Source organism: Actinomyces glycerinitolerans (genome assembly GCF_900098745.1).
In the GTDB taxonomy this organism is placed as follows: Bacteria; Actinomycetota; Actinomycetes; order Actinomycetales; family Actinomycetaceae; genus Actinomyces; species Actinomyces glycerinitolerans.
In genome coordinates this window covers 77,127-94,253 of record NZ_FQTT01000013.1, presented here as the reverse complement: position 1 = coordinate 94,253, position 17,127 = coordinate 77,127, and the positions used below count along the sequence as shown (strand labels likewise).

10 protein-coding genes are annotated in these 17,127 nt (G+C 67.3%); 7 read left to right on the top strand and 3 right to left on the bottom strand.

What is annotated here, in order from left to right:
• Positions 1-121: 121 nt before the first annotated feature.
• The 3 genes from ACGLYG10_RS12035 to ACGLYG10_RS12025 are packed head-to-tail and all read right to left on the bottom strand — an operon-like array spanning position 122 to position 1,950.
• Positions 122-856, bottom strand: coding sequence for an SDR family NAD(P)-dependent oxidoreductase (locus ACGLYG10_RS12035; RefSeq protein ID WP_073332348.1), 735 nt, complete (start codon positions 854-856; stop codon positions 122-124).
• Positions 857-892: 36 nt separating this feature from the next.
• Positions 893-1,447, bottom strand: coding sequence for an HXXEE domain-containing protein (locus tag ACGLYG10_RS12030; RefSeq protein WP_073332345.1), 555 nt, complete (start codon positions 1,445-1,447; stop codon positions 893-895).
• Positions 1,444-1,950 carry an HXXEE domain-containing protein gene (locus ACGLYG10_RS12025; protein WP_073332342.1) on the bottom strand — a complete coding sequence of 169 codons (507 nt, stop codon included), beginning with the start codon at positions 1,948-1,950 and terminating at the stop codon, positions 1,444-1,446. Before ACGLYG10_RS12025 ends, ACGLYG10_RS12030 begins: the two co-directional genes overlap by 4 nt.
• 108 nt (positions 1,951-2,058) lie before the next feature.
• On the opposite strand from ACGLYG10_RS12025, the gene ACGLYG10_RS12020 reads away from it, so the two are divergent.
• The 7 genes from ACGLYG10_RS12020 (at position 2,059) to ACGLYG10_RS11990 (ending at position 17,123) form a co-directional block, all read left to right on the top strand.
• Positions 2,059-2,721: a TetR/AcrR family transcriptional regulator gene (locus tag ACGLYG10_RS12020; RefSeq protein WP_244542674.1), complete on the top strand. Its 663-nt coding sequence runs from the start codon at positions 2,059-2,061 to the stop codon at positions 2,719-2,721.
• A 61-nt stretch (positions 2,722-2,782) separates the two neighbouring features.
• Positions 2,783-6,406: a helicase-related protein gene (locus ACGLYG10_RS12015; RefSeq protein WP_073332340.1), complete on the top strand. Its 3,624-nt coding sequence runs from the start codon at positions 2,783-2,785 to the stop codon at positions 6,404-6,406.
• Positions 6,407-6,465: 59 nt separating this feature from the next.
• Positions 6,466-9,243, top strand: coding sequence for a DUF1156 domain-containing protein (locus tag ACGLYG10_RS12010; protein WP_139240976.1), 2,778 nt, complete (start codon positions 6,466-6,468; stop codon positions 9,241-9,243).
• A 1-nt stretch (position 9,244) separates the two neighbouring features.
• Positions 9,245-12,661: a DUF499 domain-containing protein gene (locus ACGLYG10_RS12005; RefSeq protein WP_073332337.1), complete on the top strand. Its 3,417-nt coding sequence runs from the start codon at positions 9,245-9,247 to the stop codon at positions 12,659-12,661.
• A gap of 523 nt (positions 12,662-13,184) precedes the next feature.
• Positions 13,185-14,156 carry a choloylglycine hydrolase gene (gene bsh / locus ACGLYG10_RS12000; protein WP_073332335.1) on the top strand — a complete coding sequence of 324 codons (972 nt, stop codon included), beginning with the start codon at positions 13,185-13,187 and terminating at the stop codon, positions 14,154-14,156.
• A gap of 110 nt (positions 14,157-14,266) precedes the next feature.
• Complete coding sequence (locus ACGLYG10_RS11995) at positions 14,267-15,478, top strand: ROK family transcriptional regulator (protein ID WP_073332332.1); 1,212 nt, start codon at positions 14,267-14,269, stop codon at positions 15,476-15,478.
• 364 nt (positions 15,479-15,842) lie between these two features.
• A complete protein-coding gene (locus tag ACGLYG10_RS11990; RefSeq protein ID WP_211483022.1) occupies positions 15,843-17,123 on the top strand; it encodes an extracellular solute-binding protein in 1,281 nt (426 codons plus the stop codon).
• The last annotated feature ends 4 nt before the right edge of the window (positions 17,124-17,127 follow it).

Sequence of the window (17,127 nt, the reverse complement as noted above, 5' to 3'; positions counted from 1 at the left end):
TCCGGGACGGGCCGCGGGTGCCGGGTCGAGACCGTCGTGCAACGGTCCTGGAGCCGGACGGCGGCGGGGCCGCCGTCACCGTGAGCGTGTTCCGACGGAGTCTCCGGTGCCGGCTGCGGCGCTAGCCCAGCGGCGTTCCCGTCTCCTGCGCCAACGCGGCCAGCAGCCGGTCCTGGAACTCGATGTCATTCACGCGCCGGTCGGGCTCCTGCGTGCGCTGGTGGTGCCAGTAGGCGCTGGTGTGGGTGCGCGGGTCATCGCCCAGCGCCAGCCAGGCCTGGGTGCGGTGCCCGGCCTCCAGGTCGTCCGGGGCGCCGGCGCCGCCCATGCGGGTGGGCACCCAGCCCGGGTCGACGGCGTTAGCCCATGTGCCCGGACGGAGCCGGCCCTCCGCGGCGGCCAGCGCCGTAACCAGCAGCTTGGAGTCCGAATACGACGCCGTTGGCCGCACGCCCATCCAGTCCAGTTCGGCCAGCCGTGCGGTGTTGAGTCGGCCGCCGCGGTGCATGCTGGAGGAGAGGTAGACGTGGCGCTGCGCGGGCACGAGGGCGGTGAGCAGGTAGGGGGCGATGACGTTGACGGCCAGCACCAGACGCTCGTCCATGGTGCCGGCGTTGTGGATGACGGCGTCCACACCTCCCAGGGCGGTCACCTGCTCGGCCACGTCCCGCACCTGGGCCCGATCGGCCAGGTCCCCGACGACGCCGGGAACCCATACCCCAAGCTCCCGACGCACCGCCTCCAGCTGTGCTTCGCGACGCACGTGCGCCACGACCTCTGCTCCGGCGTCCAGTAGGTCATGCAGAGCGCCCAGCCCCAGTCCGGTGCTTGTTCCGGTCACCAGTACACGTGTCACTGCGGCGCTCTCCGTTCTCCTCGGGCAAGTTGATGATCACGTTACCGCACCGCGGTCGGTCAGCCGGGGTCGTGGATGCTTGTGTCCCGCTATCGCGAGTATGGCCTCGGCGCCGACGTGGGCTGCGACCAGTACGGGCAGGGAGGCGGCGACGCCGGCCGGCGACACGCGGGAGGGCACGCCCTGGGCCCGAAGTGCGCCGCGGGCCCAGGCGCCGTAGCCGATTACCAGCGGTGCGGTTAGTGCCCCGGACACGTACCCGCCCCGGGCCGCGCACGCCGCCAGGTGGGCGAAGCCGTGCAGGCCCCAGGCCGCGGCCGCGTTCTGGAACCAGGCGGAGCGACCGCGGCTGCGGTATCCCGCCACCGAGGCGCCGACCCAGTGAATCCCGATCAGGGCGATCGCCAGACTCACATGCGTCTGACTCCACCCCTCGCGCCGCGCCCCTTCCGGAAGCGGCATCCATTCCGGCGCGCGGCGTAGCAGCCAGGCGGATGAGGCCCGGTAGGTGAATAGTTCCTCGCCGTCGTTGAGCAGATAGCAGGCGGCCAGCCCCAGCGCCGCCGCCTTGACGCCTTCGGGCCGCGTCATGAGGTGAAGCTCCGCCAGCGCCGCGCAGCCAGGTACCCGGCCCCATGCAGCACGACGCCGACGACGGGGAAGGCCGGAATGGTCCACCGGGCGGACTTCGGCTCGACGCCGTCGGCCCGCAGAGCCGCCTTGGCGAAGCGCCAGAACGGAAGCACCAGCGGGAGGGCGGTGGCGCAGCCGGGCGTGTAGCCGCGGGCCAGTGCTGCCGAGCCCAGGTGCATGAAGGCGTGCATGCCGTAGCCGTAGAGCATCGCCTGGTAGAAGCCCGAGCGCCCGCGGGTGCGGTAACCGTCCAAGGAGGCCGCCGCCATCAACACCCCCATCAGGCTCAGCGCCACATACACCTGGTCGCGCGACATCCCCCGCGTGCGTACGTCCTCGGGTAACAGTGGCAGGGCGTGCAGGAAGGGGTGACGGCGCCCGGGCATGGTCGCGTACTCCTCCAGGTCGTGAGCCAGCCAGGCGAAGAACAGTCCTGAAGTCGCCAAGTCAACTCTGTCCATGGGGCCTCCCAGGATATCGCTACCAATAGTTGCGCAACCTACAGTAGCGGAAGTGGGGGGCAGATGGAAGAATTGCGTGCGATCCGGTGACAGGATGAGGAGGACACCGTGGCGGGCAGGCCAGACGACACGGGTGAGGCGGGCCGACGGGCCGGGCTGCGCGCCGGCACCGCTCGGCGCACAGATGCGGGCCGCGGCGGACGCCCGCGCGACACCGCGCTGGACGAACGCATCCTGCGAGAAACCTTCACTCTGTTGACCGAGGTGGGGCTGCACGGTCTGCGCATCGACGCGGTAGCCGCGCGCGCGGGCGTCCCCAAGTCCACGATCTACCGGCGCTGGCCCTCCCTGGCCGAGCTCGCCGTCGACGCCGTCGACGCCGCCCTCGGGCCGCGGGAGTTCCCGGCGGGTAAGGACCCGCTGGCCGACCTCGCTCGCATCATCGTCCACACCTGGCGACTGCTCATGCGCCCGCCCCTGACGACGGCGCTGCCCGGCCTGGGTATGGAGCTCGCCGGGCACCCCCGGGCGGCCGCCGCGTACCGGGAGCGCGTGATCGCACCCCTGCGAGACGGGGCGATTGCCGCCGTCGCCCGCGCGGTGGACACCGGAGCGTGGAACGGACCGGACCCGGTCACCAGCGTGGACATGCTGGTGGGCACCTTCCTGTACCGGCTGACCTACCTCGGCCAGACCCCGGACCTGGACGAGGTGTTCCGCGTGGCGGAGTTGATTGCCGGACGAGCGCTGCCCGGGCCCGATGTGGCTTGAGCATACGTGTCGGAGGCAGGACGTATGCTGGCCCGTTGCGTCGAACACGAAAGGACGTGCCGTGGACGAGACAGTCAAGGATGCAGCGGAGGAACCAACCAGATCGGCGGTCGCCCTGGCTGACTTGCGCCCCGGCCAGCGGCTGCGCGGAGTGCTGCACGGGCGGGTGGTGCGGCTGGTGGCCGTGGATCCGATCGACACCGGAATGTCAGAGCTGTTCTACAGGGACGACGCCGGTATCGACGGTGCTCGCATGGTCACCGAGGCCGACGCGGCCGTATTCGAGCTCGTTGGCGATGCGGATACCGCCCCGCCCTTCGATGCCGATCCGGACGAGTTCCGTCTGGCCGCGGAGGCGCTGCGCATCAAGTACGCCGCCCTGTATGACCCGATGGCGGCCGTCAACGGTTCCGACGTCGACCCGCTGCCCCACCAGATTCGCGCCGTGTACGAGGAGATGCTGCCGCGTGTGCCCCTGCGCTTCCTGCTGGCCGACGATCCCGGTGCGGGCAAGACCATCATGGCGGGCCTATATCTGAAGGAACTCATCCTGCGCTCCGACTGCGAGCGGGCGATCGTCGTCGCGCCCGGGGGACTGGTGGAGCAGTGGCACGACGAGCTCTCCGGCAAATTCGATCTTGACTTCAAGGTCTTCACTCGCCAGATGTGCGATGACGCCCAGGGCCGCAATGTCTTCGCCGAGCATCCCTACCTGATCGTGCGCATGGACCAGATCTCCCGCGACGACGACCTCATGGAGCAGATCGGTGAGGTGGGCTGGGATGTCGCGGTGGTTGACGAGGCCCACCGCATGAGCGCCCACTACTCCAACTGGTCGGGCGACGTGACCGAGACTCGTCGCTTTCGCCTGGGGCGGGTGCTCTCGGAGAGGGCCCACAACCTGCTACTGATGACAGCCACCCCGCATGCCGGCAAGGAGGAGGACTTTCAACTGTTCATGTCGCTGCTGGACCGCGACCGCTTCGAGGGGCAGTTCCGTAGCGGCGTGCACCGCACCGACACTCGCGGACTCATGCGCCGCATGGTCAAGGAGGATCTGCTCACCTTCGACGGTAAGCCGCTGTTCCCGGAGCGGCACGCCTATACCGTCACCTACCGGCTCAGCCCCGCCGAGCAGGACCTGTACGAGCAGGTGACCGACTATGTACGTACCGAGATGGGCCGGGCCGAGCGGCTGATACAGGCCGGCGAGAGGAGGCGCGGAAACAACGTCGGCTTCGCGCTCACGGTATTGCAGCGGCGCCTGGCTTCCAGCCCGGAGGCCATCGTGCGTTCTCTTGAGCGGCGCCGTGACCGTCTGGAGCGCCGCCTGGTGGAGGTACAGCGCGGCCAGTACCCCACGGCCGCCTCCGGCGGCGTGCCGCCTGTCGGGGAGGCGCCGTCCTGGGAGGTGCCGCTCGACCTGGACCTGCCGGTCAGTTTCAACCTGGACTCCTTCGACGACCTTGACGACGAGGTTCCGTGGCTTGAGCGTGCCCGGTTCGAGGCGCAGGTCGACGAGGTCACAGACCTGGCGACCGCGGCCCAGACGGTCACCGAGCTGCGGGCCGAGATCACCATCTTGGATGGCCTCATCGCGGTGGCCAGGCGGGTGCGCGAGTCCGCTGAGGACCGCAAGTGGGCGCAGCTGCGCACCATCCTTAACGACCAGCTGCTCGCCAACCGTGCTGGGCCGCCGCGCAAGCTGATCATCTTCACCGAGCACCGGGACACCCTCAGCTATCTTCAGCGCCGGATCGCCGCCCAGCTCGGGAGGGCCGACGCCGTCGTCACCATCCACGGCGGAACCAGCCGGGAGGATCGCAAGGCCGCCCGCGAGGAGTTCACACACAACCCCGACGCCGTGGTGCTGCTGGCCACCGATGCGGCGGGGGAGGGGCTCAATCTGCAACGAGCGCATCTCATGGTCAACTACGACCTGCCGTGGAATCCGAACCGGATTGAGCAGCGCTTCGGCCGGATCCACCGCATTGGTCAGCGGGAGGTCTGCCACCTGTGGAACATGGTGGCCTCCGGCACCCGCGAGGGCGAGGTATTCACACGACTGCTGGAAAAGATCGGCCAGATGTCGCGTGCCTACAACGGCAACCTGTTCAATGTGCTCGGGGACTCCGGCGCCTTCGAGGAGCGCTCCTTGCGCGAGTTGCTCATCGAGGCCATCCGTTATGGGGACCGGCCGGAGGTCAAGGCGGAACTGGATCGGGTGATTGACCGAGGCGTGTCCACCGGGCTCAATGAGGTACTTCAGGAGCGTGCCCTGCACCCAGACATGTTCTCAACCCTTGATTTGAAGGGGGTGCGCGCACGCATGGAGCAGGCGCGTGAGCGTCGCCTCCAGCCCGGCTACATCGCCGCGTTCTTCATCCCTGCCTTCCGGCGCTTGGGCGGGCGCATGAGCCGCCGGGAGTCCGGCCGGTACGAGATCGGCCGCGTGCCCCCGCGCCTGCTGGGCCTTGCCCGCCGAGCCAACCGGCTGGACCCGCTGCCGGGCGCCTACGAGCGCGTCACCTTCGAGCTGGAGCGTATGCACCCCGAGGGCCTGCCTCCGGCTGCGCTGCTCGCTCCGGGGCACCCGCTGCTCAGCGCCGTGATCGAGGCGACCATTGCGGACCTGGGGACGTGCCTGCGACGCGGTGCTGTGTTCATTGACCGGCGCGATAAGCAGGCAGATGCCCCGGCACTGCTACATACGGTGGAGCAGCGCGTTACCGGCGTGGACCGACGTACCATCTCGCACCACTTCGACTACCCCTCACTCGGCGAGGATGGCACCTTCACGGTGACACCGGCCCCCGCCTACCTCGACTACGACCGGCCACGCCCCGAGGAGCATGAGGCCATTGCCCGTCTGCTTGATGCCGACTGGCTGCGCCACTCGCATGAGCGGGATGCGCGCGCCTGGGCGTACCGGGAGGGACTCGTGCCACGCCTGGAGGAGCTCAAGGCCCGGATAGGTGCGGAGACCGACCGTACCCGCGTCCAGGTACGCCAGCGCCTCCTGGTCGAGATCAACTACTGGGACAATCAGTACAACCAACTGGAGGCCCAGGAACGTCAGGGCAATATTGGGCGGTTGCGGGCGCAGACCGCCCGGGAGCGTGTCGAGAGCCTGGAGGCGCGCCTGGAGCGCCGCATGCGCGAGCTCGACGACGCCACTCACCTGGTGCCCGCACCGGCGGTCATACGCGGTATGGCGCTGGTGGTTCCAAGTCGGATGCTTGCCGGCCTGCTGGCCGACGCGAACGCGGTTTCGCAGACGCAGGCCCGCTTCGCTCGCGACACCCAGGAGGTGGAGCGCCGGGCCGTGGAGGCCGTACTGGCCGCCGAGCGGGCTCTGGGACGCACGCCGGAGGAAATGCCGCACAACAACCCCGGCTATGACATCCGCTCCAACGATCCCACGGGCGCCGTGTACTACCTGGAGGTCAAGGGACGCATCACGGGTGCCGACACCTTCACCATAACCACGAACGAGGTCGCCTTCGCCCGCACGCAGGGAGACCGCCACCGCCTGGCGCTGGTGGCGGTGGACCCGCGGGGACCGGCCTATGACCGGGTTTGTTACGTCTTGGGTGCGTTCACCCACCTGGAGCCCTCGGCCACAACCCATTCCTATAATGAGGTCTGGAATGATCACTGGAGTCGGGGAGGCCCGCCCTGCTGACCCGTTTCCGCCTCGTTTCCCCTCAATCCCGCCGCATCCATGCGGCAGAAAGTCATGCAGTGAACCTGACCCAGCCCGCAAAGAAACTCATCGAGACATCCCTGCCCCTGGAGGCCATCAACGACGCCTCGGTGCGAGAGAAGTCGATCCGCCACGGGCATCCCTCCACCCTGCACCTGTACTGGTCGCGCAAACCGCTCGCCACAGCGAGGGCCGTGCTATTCGCCCAGTTGGTGGACGATCCCGCCTCCCATCCGGAGCAGTTCCCCACCGTCGCCGAGCAGGACGCCGAGCGCGCCCGCCTGCACGAGCTCATGCGCAGACTGGTGGTGTGGGAGAACAGCAACGATGAGACGCTGCTGCGCCAGGCCCGGGCCGAGATTCGCAAGAGCAATAATGGTGAATTGCCCGCGGTGGTCGACCCATTCGCGGGGGGGGGGTCTATTCCTTTAGAGGCGCAGCGCCTCGGCCTTGAAGCGCATGCGAGCGATCTGAATCCGCTCTCCGTAATCATAAATAAGGCGCTGGTGGATATTCCGCCGCGCTTCGCCGGCCGGGAGCCCGTACACCCGGGCGGGGCCGAGCAGAATTTCTATCAGCGGGCCGAGGGTCTGGCCGAGGATGTTCGCCACTACGGGCAGTGGATGCGCGATGAAGCGCAGCGCCGCATCGGCCACCTCTACCCCAAGGTGACCGGGCCTGACGGCAGCGAATACACGGTCATCGCCTGGAAGTGGGCCCGCACAGTACGCAGCCCCAACCCCGCCAACCCCATCGAAACACCACTGGTCAACTCTTGGTGGCTGAGCAAGAAGAAGGGCCATGAGGCCTGGATCAAGGCCACCGTCCGCGACGGGCAGGTCCACTACGAGGTCATGCATGACGCCAATGGACCGCGTGGAAAGGATGATGGCACGATCAACCGCCGCGGTGCGGTCTCCGTAGCCGATGGAACACCAATCGACTTCGACTACATCCGCTCCGAATCGCGAGCAGGCCGGATGGGAACTCACCTCATCGCCGTTGTTGCTGAGGGACCCTCGGGGCGCCTGTACACGTCCCCAATGGTGTTGCACACAGAAGCTGCGCGGGTAGATCGTCCTGTCGGTCTACCTGATGCAGCCTTGCCCGTGCAGGCTCTTGGCTTCCGTGTCCAGGCTTATGGATTCAAACAATGGATTGACCTGTTTACGAACCGGCAGTTGGTGGCGCTGACTACACTGAGTGACCTCGTGGGGGAGGCGCGCGAGCGCGTGCTCGCCGACGCCCTTGCGGCTGGAACGCCGCCGGGGGAACGACTCAGGGACGGCGGCACCGGCGCCCAGGCCTACGCCGACGCGGTGGCCACCTACCTGGCGCTGGGCGTCAGTCGCACGGCGGATTACTGCAATGCGCTATGCACTTGGCACACGACCGGTGAAAAAATCACGCATCTGTTTACCCGTCAGGCGATTCCGATGACTTGGGACTACACGGAGGCGAACATCTTCTCAGGCTCCTCGGGAAACTTCCTCGGCCAGCTCACGTGGGTGGCTAAGGCCCTCGTCCACGCACCCGCATCCGCGGCCGGCGAAGCTAAGCAGGTGAGTGCCACGGATCGCGCTTACGACTCCCTGGTGATCTCCACAGATCCGCCCTACTACGACAATATCGGCTACTCCGACCTGTCCGACTTCTTCTACATCTGGCTGCGCCGCTGCCTGCACGATATCCACCCCGACGTGGTCGGCACCATGCTCACCCCCAAGGCCGAGGAGCTGGTGGCCAACCCCTACCGGCACGACGGCAAGGAGGGCGCCGCCAAGTTCTTCGTCGATGGCTTCAACTCGGTCTTCGCCCGTATCCGGCAGGGGGCCAACCCGGCCGTGCCCATGACCGTCTACTACGCCTACAAGCAGCAGGACGCCGCCGCAGGTGGCACCACCTCCACCGGGTGGCACACGCTGCTGGCGGGCCTCATCGACGCAGGCTGGGAGATTACCGCCACCTGGCCCATGCGCAGTGAGCTGGCCAACAGGCCCAGATCGCAAGGGAGCAATGCCCTGGCCTCCTCCATTGTGCTGGCCTGTCGGCCCCGCCCCGCGGATGCCCCCGCCACCACTCGCCGCGCCCTGACGGCCCAGCTCAAGGCGGAGCTGCCGGGTGCCCTGCGCACGCTCATGCAGGGCGCCGTCGCCCCGGTCGACCTGGCCCAGGCCGCCATCGGCCCTGGCATCTCCGTGTTCTCCCGCTACACCCGCGTGCGCGAGGCCGACGGCACGAATATGACCGTCAGCGACGCCCTAACCCTCATCAACGCCACCCTCGACGAGGTACTCGGCGAGCAGGAGGCGGACACCGACCCGGACACGCGCTTCGCCACCCGCTGGTACCGCCAATACGGCTGGGAGCAGGACAGCGCCGGCCTGGCCGACCAGCTGGCCCGCAGCTGCGACACCTCGCTCGGCGCCCTGGAACGCGGCGGCACCTTCCAGGCGCGCGGCGGCAAGGCGCGCCTGCTGTCCCCCTCCGAGCTGGACGGGCAGTGGAACCCGGAGGCCGACGACCGCATCAGCATCTGGGAGGCCACCGTGCGCCTGGCCGCCGTCATGAACAAGGACGGCGTGGAGCGGACCGCCCAGCTGCTCGCGCAGGCGCAGTCGCGCATCAGCCCGGACTCCATCAAGGAACTCGGCTTCCTCCTCTTCCACGAGGCCGAGAAACAGCACCACACCGAGGACGCCCTCCTGTTCAACGGCCTGGTAACCGCCTGGGCCGACATCACCGGCAAGGCACGCCGCCTCGCCGGGATACCCACCGCCATACAGGACGGCTTCAACATGAACGGAGAGGACTGACATGGCACTCAGCAACCGGGAATACGTCGGTCGCGCCTTCGAACTGCTAGCCGAAGGACTCATCGACACGGTCGATCCGGTCATGGCCCAGATCTTCGGCACCACCGACTGGCCCACCGCCTGGGCGGCCCGCGACGCCGCCAAACACGGGCGGCCCGCCCGCACCATGTCCAAGGACGACCCGATGGTGCTGCTGCGCGCCATCAACGAGCACGGCTACGAGTTCAAGAACGTGCTCTCCCGCGCCCAGCAGAGCTTCGCCTCCGAGCTGCGCGAGACCCGCAACCAGTGGGCGCACGGCGAGAAACTCAGCTCCGAGGACACCCTGCGGGCGCTGGACACCACCGAGCGGCTGCTGCGGGCCGTGGGCGCCGTAGACTCCGCCACCGACGTCCACAAGATGCACGCCACCCTGCAGCGCACCGTGTACGAGGCCCAGACCCGCCAACAGGTCAAAAAGGTCGCCAAGACCACGGTGAGCGGCAACGGCCTGCGGCCCTGGCGCGAGGTCATCCGCCCCCACCCGGACGTGGCCGGCGGCAAGTTCACCGCCTCCGAGTTCGCCGCCGACCTGCACCAGGTGGCCACCGGGCAAGCCGTCGGCAGCGAATACGCGGACCCGGTGGAGTTCTTCTCCCGCACCTACCTCACCGAGGGCCTGCGCGACCTGCTGACCCGGGCGGTACGCCGGCTCGGCGGCGACGCCGGGGCCAGCCCCGTAATCAACCTGCAGACGAACTTCGGCGGCGGCAAGACCCACTCCATGCTCGCCCTGTACCACCTGTTCGGCGATACCAGCGCCCAGAGGCTCCCGCAGGACCTCCAAGACCTACTGGCGGATGCGGGCAACCCCGATCCGGCCGGGCTCAAAGCTCACCGCGTCGCCCTGGTGGGTACCTACCTGCAGGCAGGCTCCCCGCAGGTCAAGGACGACGGCACCGAGGTACACACCCTGTGGGGCGAACTCGCCTGGCAGCTCGGCGGCCGCGAGGCCTACGACATCATCGCCGACGCCGACCGCACCGGCACCAATCCCGGCGACTCCCTGGGCACACTCCTGCGCCGGTACACACCCGCGCTGATACTCATCGACGAGTGGGTGGCCTACGCCCGCCAGTTGCTCACCGACAAGGAGCTCCCGGCCGGCGCCTTCGACACCCAGTTCACCTTCGCCCAGTCACTCACGGAGGTAGTGCGCTCCATCCCGGGCACCATGCTGGTGGTCTCCATCCCGGCGTCGGACTCCGGCCCGGACGGGCGCGGCAGCGACATCGAGATCGGCGGCGAGAACGGGCACCTCGCCCTGCAGCGGCTGCAGAACGTCATCCGCCGGGTGGCGGACCAGTGGCGCCCCTCCAGCCGGGACGAGTCCTTCGAGATCGTGCGTCGCCGCCTGTTCCAGGAGCCCGACGCCGAGGGCCTCCAGGCCATCCGGACCACCGCCCGCGCCTTCGTCAACGTATACCGCAACGCCCCGGCCCTGTTTCCCCGGGAGGCATCCGGGCCCGATGACGACTACGAGAAGCGCATCCGCGCCTCCTACCCGCTGCACCCCGAACTGCTGGACCGGCTATATGAGGACTGGTCCACCCTGGAGCGCTTCCAGCGGACCCGCGGCGTGCTCAAGCTCGTCTCCTCCGTGGTCCATGAACTGTGGGCCTCGCAGGACGCCTCACCCCTGATCCTGCCCGGCAACGTGCCCCTGAGCGCCACCACCGTCAACACCGACCTCACCCAGTACCTGGAGGACCGGTGGAAGCCCGTCATCGACTCCGATATCGACGGCCCGGCCTCCACCGCCCAGGCGATCGACAACGAGCGCACGAGCCTGGGCTCACGCTTCACCACACGGCGCATCGCCCGCACCGTGTTCCTCGGGGCGGCGCCGCGCACCAGCTCGGCCCACAAGGGGATCGACAAGCCCTACGTGTGGCTCGGCACCGCCGTACCCGGGGACGTACTGGGCAATTTCGGCACCGCCGTGGAGGCGCTGGCTCAGCGCTCCACCTACTTCTACCAGGACCAGGGACACTACTGGTTCGACACCAGCCCGTCCTTGACCAAGACCGCCAACGACTACGCCGAGCGGCTGCGCGAGGACGAAGAACTGGTATGGAACGAAATCGTCCGGCGCCTGGGCGGCCAGGACCGTGCCCGCGGAGCCTTCGACCGGGTGCACCTGGCACCCGCCTCCAGCGCGGAGATCCCCGACCTGGAGGAGGCCCGGCTCGTCGTCGTTCATCCCCGTCACGCCCGCAGCAAGCAGGACGGCCCCGACTCGCCGTCGCACCGCTGGGTGCACGAGGCAATCGAGTCCAGGGGAGCTGCTCAGCGCACGCACCGCAACGCCCTGGTGTTCCTGCTGGCCGACGTCGGTGAGCTCGCCTCCCTGGAGGCCGCCACCCGTAGCTACCTGGGCTGGAGGCAGGTGCAGGCAAAGGCGGAATCACTGAACCTGTCGGCCCAGCAGAACCAGCAGGTCAGCGAGGAACTGGCCCGGCTGAACCAGACCGTCGAGGACCGTCTGCGCGGCACCTATCAGTGGGCGCTCTACCCCTACCAGCCCGTCGCCACCGTCCCCTTCGAACTCGACGTCACCAGGATTCCCGACTCCGGCAGCGGCTCGCTGGCCGAACGCGTCGGCGTGAAGCTCCGCCGGGAGGAGCAGCTCGTCACCGAGCTCGGCGCGCCCTTCCTCGGAGTCATGCTTCACAGCGAGTTGAAGGAAGTATGGGAGCGGGACGGCGAACTCAGCGTGGGGGAGCTGTGGGGGTACCTGACCCGCTACCCATACCTGCCGCGGCTGGTCCGCCGCAGCGTGCTGGATGACTGCATCCGCCGCTCTGTTGACGCGGTTCTCGTCGGGGACGAGCGCTTCGCCATCGCTACCGGCAAGGACCCGGAGAACGGAAGGTACCGGGGGCTGATAATCCCGCCCCAGGCCGACGCCCACATCGAAGTCACCGACTCCACGCTGCTGGTTGACGTAACCAAGGCGCAGCAGCAGCTCGACGCCGACCGGGCCGCAGTGGCGGCGTCGGCGACAACTAAGCGCGCCCCGGCCGCGTCGTCGGACGAAGCAGGGCAGACGCGAGCGGACCACGGCGACGCATCAGGATCCAGTCACAGCACCGCCGGGGGACTCTCCGGCGGTGCGACTGCTACCGAATCCGGCATGGAAGCGGTGCCGACCCGGTTCTTCGGATCCGTCACCGTGGATCCGGAGCGCTATGGGCGCGACATCGGCACGGTCACCCGCGAGGTGATCGACCGTCTTGCCGGCGCAGGCGCACGGCTCAAGATCACCATCGACATTGAGGCCACCAAGCCCGGCGGGTTCCTCGATGCCGACGTACGCACCATCAGCGAGAACGCCCAGACCCTGAAGTTCGACTCCCAGGGCTTCGAGGCTGAGTGACAGGAGGACGGGGCGAGACAGCAGGCAGGCTCAGGAGCCGGACCGGTCAGTCGGCGGCGGTCATCGCGGCCGGCTGACTGGTCCGGGCACGGATCGTCGAATCTGAGGCCGAACTCAGGTCGAACCGCGAACACCGGCTCTTCGTGTTCGGGGGGTGTGGTGGTGGAAGGGCAGAGAGCACGAGTGCTGGCTGGTGTACGTCCCCGCGGGTGCGATGAGCGGGGAAGGGGAGTCCCTCCTCGGACGCGGTAGGCAGCATTTGAGGAGGCCGGAGGCCCTTCTCGGGTTCGCCAGAACAGACAACAAGCCACACCACAGGCTCGAAGAGCCAGATTGATGCCACTTTTCCATCCCGGAAAACCGCAGACTAATTTCATTGTTTTCCCAGATAAGGCGCCCGCCGTATCGAATTGGTGAAATCTCCCACATGCGCTTGAGTGGCGTACTACATTTCCTTCCAGGTGCCCGGCCGGCACCGTTCAGTCAATACGTCGTCAACGCTCACATATGGAAAGAGGCTGCCATGTGCACGGGAATCAGGTTCACGGACAGTCAAGGCAACATGTACTTCGGGCGCAATCTGGACTGGAGCACGTCCTATGGCGAGCGCATCGTAGTCGTCCCCTCGGGCTTCATGATCCGTTCGGCGTTCGGCGAGGATGCTCCGGCCGCGCACGCGGTGATCGGCATGGGCATCGTCTTCGAGGACTACCCGCTGTACTTCGACTGCGGCAACGACGCCGGCCTGGCCGTCGCCGGGCTGAACTTCCCCGGCTACGCCTGCTATCAGGACGGGCCGGTGGTCGGCAAGACCAACGTGGCCGCCTACGAGTTCCCGCTGTGGATCGCGGCGAACTTCACCAGCGTCGATGAGGTCGAGGCGGCACTGGTGGAAACCGCCATCGTGGCCAAACCGGTCAGCGCTAACCTCGGCGTCTCCCTGCTGCACTGGATCATCGGCGATGGGCGGCGCAGCATCGTGGTGGAGTACATGAAGGACGGCATGCACATTCACGACAACCCGGTCGATACTCTGGCCAACCAGCCCACTTTCGACTGGCACATGGAGAATCTGCGCACCTTCATCACCGCCAACGGTGATATGCCGGACGCCGCCCACTGGCGCGACGCTGAACTCTCCCCATTCGGTTCGGGTGCCGGCATGCGTGGAATTCCCGGCGACTATTACTCGCCGTCGAGATTCGCCAAGGCGGCATTCCTAAACGCCCATTACCCGGTTAAGGACAATGAAGTGGAGAACGTCTCCCGGTTGTTCCACACCCTGGGCAATGTCTCCATGGTGGATGGGGCCGCCCTCATGGCCGACGGCGCCTACGAGCGCACGCTGTACACCGGCTGCTTCTCGGCCCGCACCGGCACCTACTACTACTCGACCTATGACGACCCGGCACTGCGGTGCGTGAGCCTGGCCGACTGCGTGGGTGCCGATGCGACCGACCTCCTGGAGCCCGAGCCGACGGTGTGGCGTCCGTAATGCGCCTTCTGGGCGCTGCTTCGGTCCGGACGCATACGCTAATCTCCACGCGGCGGTGCTAGTTGCCGCGAGCGACGTGATCGCTCCGGTTCCGTGGGGGAGGTGTTTCAATGCGTGCGGGTACCAACCTGGTGGATTTGGGCAAATACAACGCAAACGTCGTGATTCATGCGTTGCGCTGTCTGGGTGCCTGCAGCCAGCGTGACATCGCTGCCGCCACGGGACTGTCGGCACAGTCGGTGTCGGCGATCGTGCGGGGCCTGCAACGGCAGGGCCTGCTCAGCGAGGTCGGTACGGAGATCACCGGGCGGGGGCGTCCCCGCGTCCTTCTCAATATCGTTGGCTCGGCGCGTATCGCTGTCGGCGTACACGTCGATCCGTCACTCATCACTGTGGTCGCTCTCGACCTCGGAGGACACGTGACTGGAGCGGCGTCATCGCGCCGTGTGAATCCCGATGATCCGCATACGACTATGGCCCGGGTCGCCGAGATGGTGCGCCAGCTTGTTCGTGAGCAGTCCCTTGATGAGCAGCGGTTGGCTGGGACGTGCCTGGCTATTCCTGGACCGTTGGATCCGACCAACGGCGCTCCGGACGGCCCTGCCTGGCTTCCTGGCTGGACCGCAGTGCCTCTGGGAGAGGTTCTGGGCGATCATCTGGGGATGCATGTGCCGGTGGTCAAAGACACCTTGGCTGCGGTGATCGGCGAGAACTGGGTCAGGGGTGGAGCCTTCCTCGACTCGACCATGGTCTTCGTCTATGTGGGGACGGGCACAGGCATGGGACTTTCGATCAACGGCGAGCCTGTGCGCGGCTTCTCAGGTAACAGTGGCGAGGTCGGGACCATGATGACGGCACTCGGCTCACGCACTCCTGGGGAGCACACGGGCATGGACAATGATCCTGCCTTTATTGTCGAACGCGCTCATACCCTCGGGCTTCAGCCAGAACCGCTTCCTCCGCGCACCGACTTCGACGCGGTCGAACGGCGTCTGGCGAGACTATGTGCCGCGGCGGTTGACGGGGATCGGCGTGCAGATGAGCTCCTGGAGGGCGCAGCATTGCGCATGGCGGAACTGGTCATGATGGCAGTGGAATTGCTCGATGCGGACACGGTCGTCTTCGGTGGGCCCTACTGGCGTCTGCTCGAACCCTGGTACGCCCCGGCGAGCCGTCGCGCCGTGCGGCGCCCGTCTGCCAGAGGGCCGCATCCGGTGTCGATCCTCTCATCGGCTATGGGGGATAACGTCGGCGCCGTCGGCGCCGCGGCGGTCGTTCACGACAACCTGTATGTGCCCCGTCCGCCCAGCTCCCCTAACTGACCTCGGGCGGCAACGAGTCGACGACTCGTGGTGCTCCCCGAAACGCTGGGGTCGGAGTCCCAAGTCCGTAACGCTCCTCGGCCGGGGTTGACAGTATTTTTTCAGAAGTTCAGACTAATGGGTGGCGGACATCACGATGAGGTGATGTGGGCGTCCGCGCGCGCAGCCGCGCATCGGTCTCGGCGGCGCCTGCAGGCGACCCGTGCCACACACCACGGAGGTATTGACGATGACGTCATCCATCACACGAAGAACCGCAATTACGGGCGCGGCGTTGGCGTCTACCGCCCTCGTACTGGCGGCCTGCGCATCCCGCGACCAGTCAACTACCAGTTCCACCTCAGGCGCCGTGACCCTAACTATCATGACGAACGCGATCGCAGGCGGGAAGAACGCCGCGGAGGCCGACTGGATCGCAGACTGGGTGATTCCCGAGTTCACAGCCGCCCAGAAGGAGGCAGGCAGATCGGTCCAGGTCGTCTTCGAGGCGCAGGGGGTCGACGACGAGGACTACAAGACCAAGGCCGCACTGGACTTCCAGTCCGGTAAGGGCGCCGACATCGTGGGACTGGATGGGATCTGGATCGGTGAATTCGCCCAGGCCGGATACATCAAGCCGCTGGAGGAGATCGCCGGAGACGCCATGACGGCCTGGGACGGATGGGAGCAGATTCCCGAGGCGGTCCAACAGGCCGCATCCTTCGAGGGTCGACGCTACGGCGTGCCGCAGGGCGCCGATGGACGCGTCATCTACTACAACCGGAACATCTTCGAACGAGCGGGACTGCCCACCGACTGGCAGCCAGCATCCTGGGACGACATTCTCGAGACCGCGCGCACGCTCAAGCAGCGGGTCGACGACGTCGTCCCACTCCAGCTCAATGCCGGAACCGCCATGGGGGAGGCCGCCACCATGCAGGGGTTCCTGCCCATGCTGGTCGGCACCGGACAGGCGATCTGGGACGATGGCATGTGGGCCGGGGATACGCCAGGCATGCGGCAGGTGCTGGACCTGTACAAGACGATCTATGTTGACGAGGAGCTCGGCGACCCCATCCTCCAGCAGGAGGCCTCCGGACGTGACGCCTCCTTCCAGGAGTTCGCCGAGGGACGCATCGCCATCCTGCTGGAGGGTGACTACTTCTGGCGCTCCGTCATCAACCCCGACGAGGCGGTCGGCACTGCACCCATGGCCGACCGCGACACGTTGGTCGGTTACGCCAAGATCCCCGCCGTGACCCCCGGCGGAGGCATCAACGGGCAGGACTTCGTCTCCATGTCGGGCGGCACCGCGAGAGTGCTGAACCCGAACTCGGCAAACCCCCAGCTCGCTTGGGAGCTACTGGCTTTCATGAACTCCCCGGAGGCCTTCAAAGCCCGCGCGGAGGGAACCTTATCTATCTCGCCGCGCGACGACGTCAATGAGCAGTTGCTCGCCTCCGACCCGATGCTGTCATTCGTCTCGGAGGAGGTCCTGCCGATCACTTCATACCGCCCCGGACTCGCGGAGTACCCGGAGGTATCGGTGCTCCTGCAGCAGGCCACGCTCGACGTGGTCACCGGCACCAGTGTCGATGAGGCCATGGGCAGCTATGTGACGGCGCTCGAGGGCGTTGTAGGTGCCGACGCCGTAAGCGGGGATTGAGCCC

Bases quoted from the DNA above. Each gene is read 5' to 3' on its own strand.
- ACGLYG10_RS12030 (WP_073332345.1), bottom strand. From the start codon at position 1,447: ATGACGCGGCCCGAAGGCGTCAAGGCGGCGGCGCTGGGGCTGGCCGCC.
- ACGLYG10_RS12025 (WP_073332342.1), bottom strand. From the start codon at position 1,950: ATGGACAGAGTTGACTTGGCGACTTCAGGACTGTTCTTCGCCTGGCTG.
- ACGLYG10_RS12005 (WP_073332337.1), top strand. From the start codon at position 9,245: ATGGCACTCAGCAACCGGGAATACGTCGGTCGCGCCTTCGAACTGCTA.
- bsh (WP_073332335.1), top strand. From the start codon at position 13,185: ATGTGCACGGGAATCAGGTTCACGGACAGTCAAGGCAACATGTACTTC.
- ACGLYG10_RS11995 (WP_073332332.1), top strand. From the start codon at position 14,267: ATGCGTGCGGGTACCAACCTGGTGGATTTGGGCAAATACAACGCAAAC.
- ACGLYG10_RS11990 (WP_211483022.1), top strand. From the start codon at position 15,843: ATGACGAACGCGATCGCAGGCGGGAAGAACGCCGCGGAGGCCGACTGG.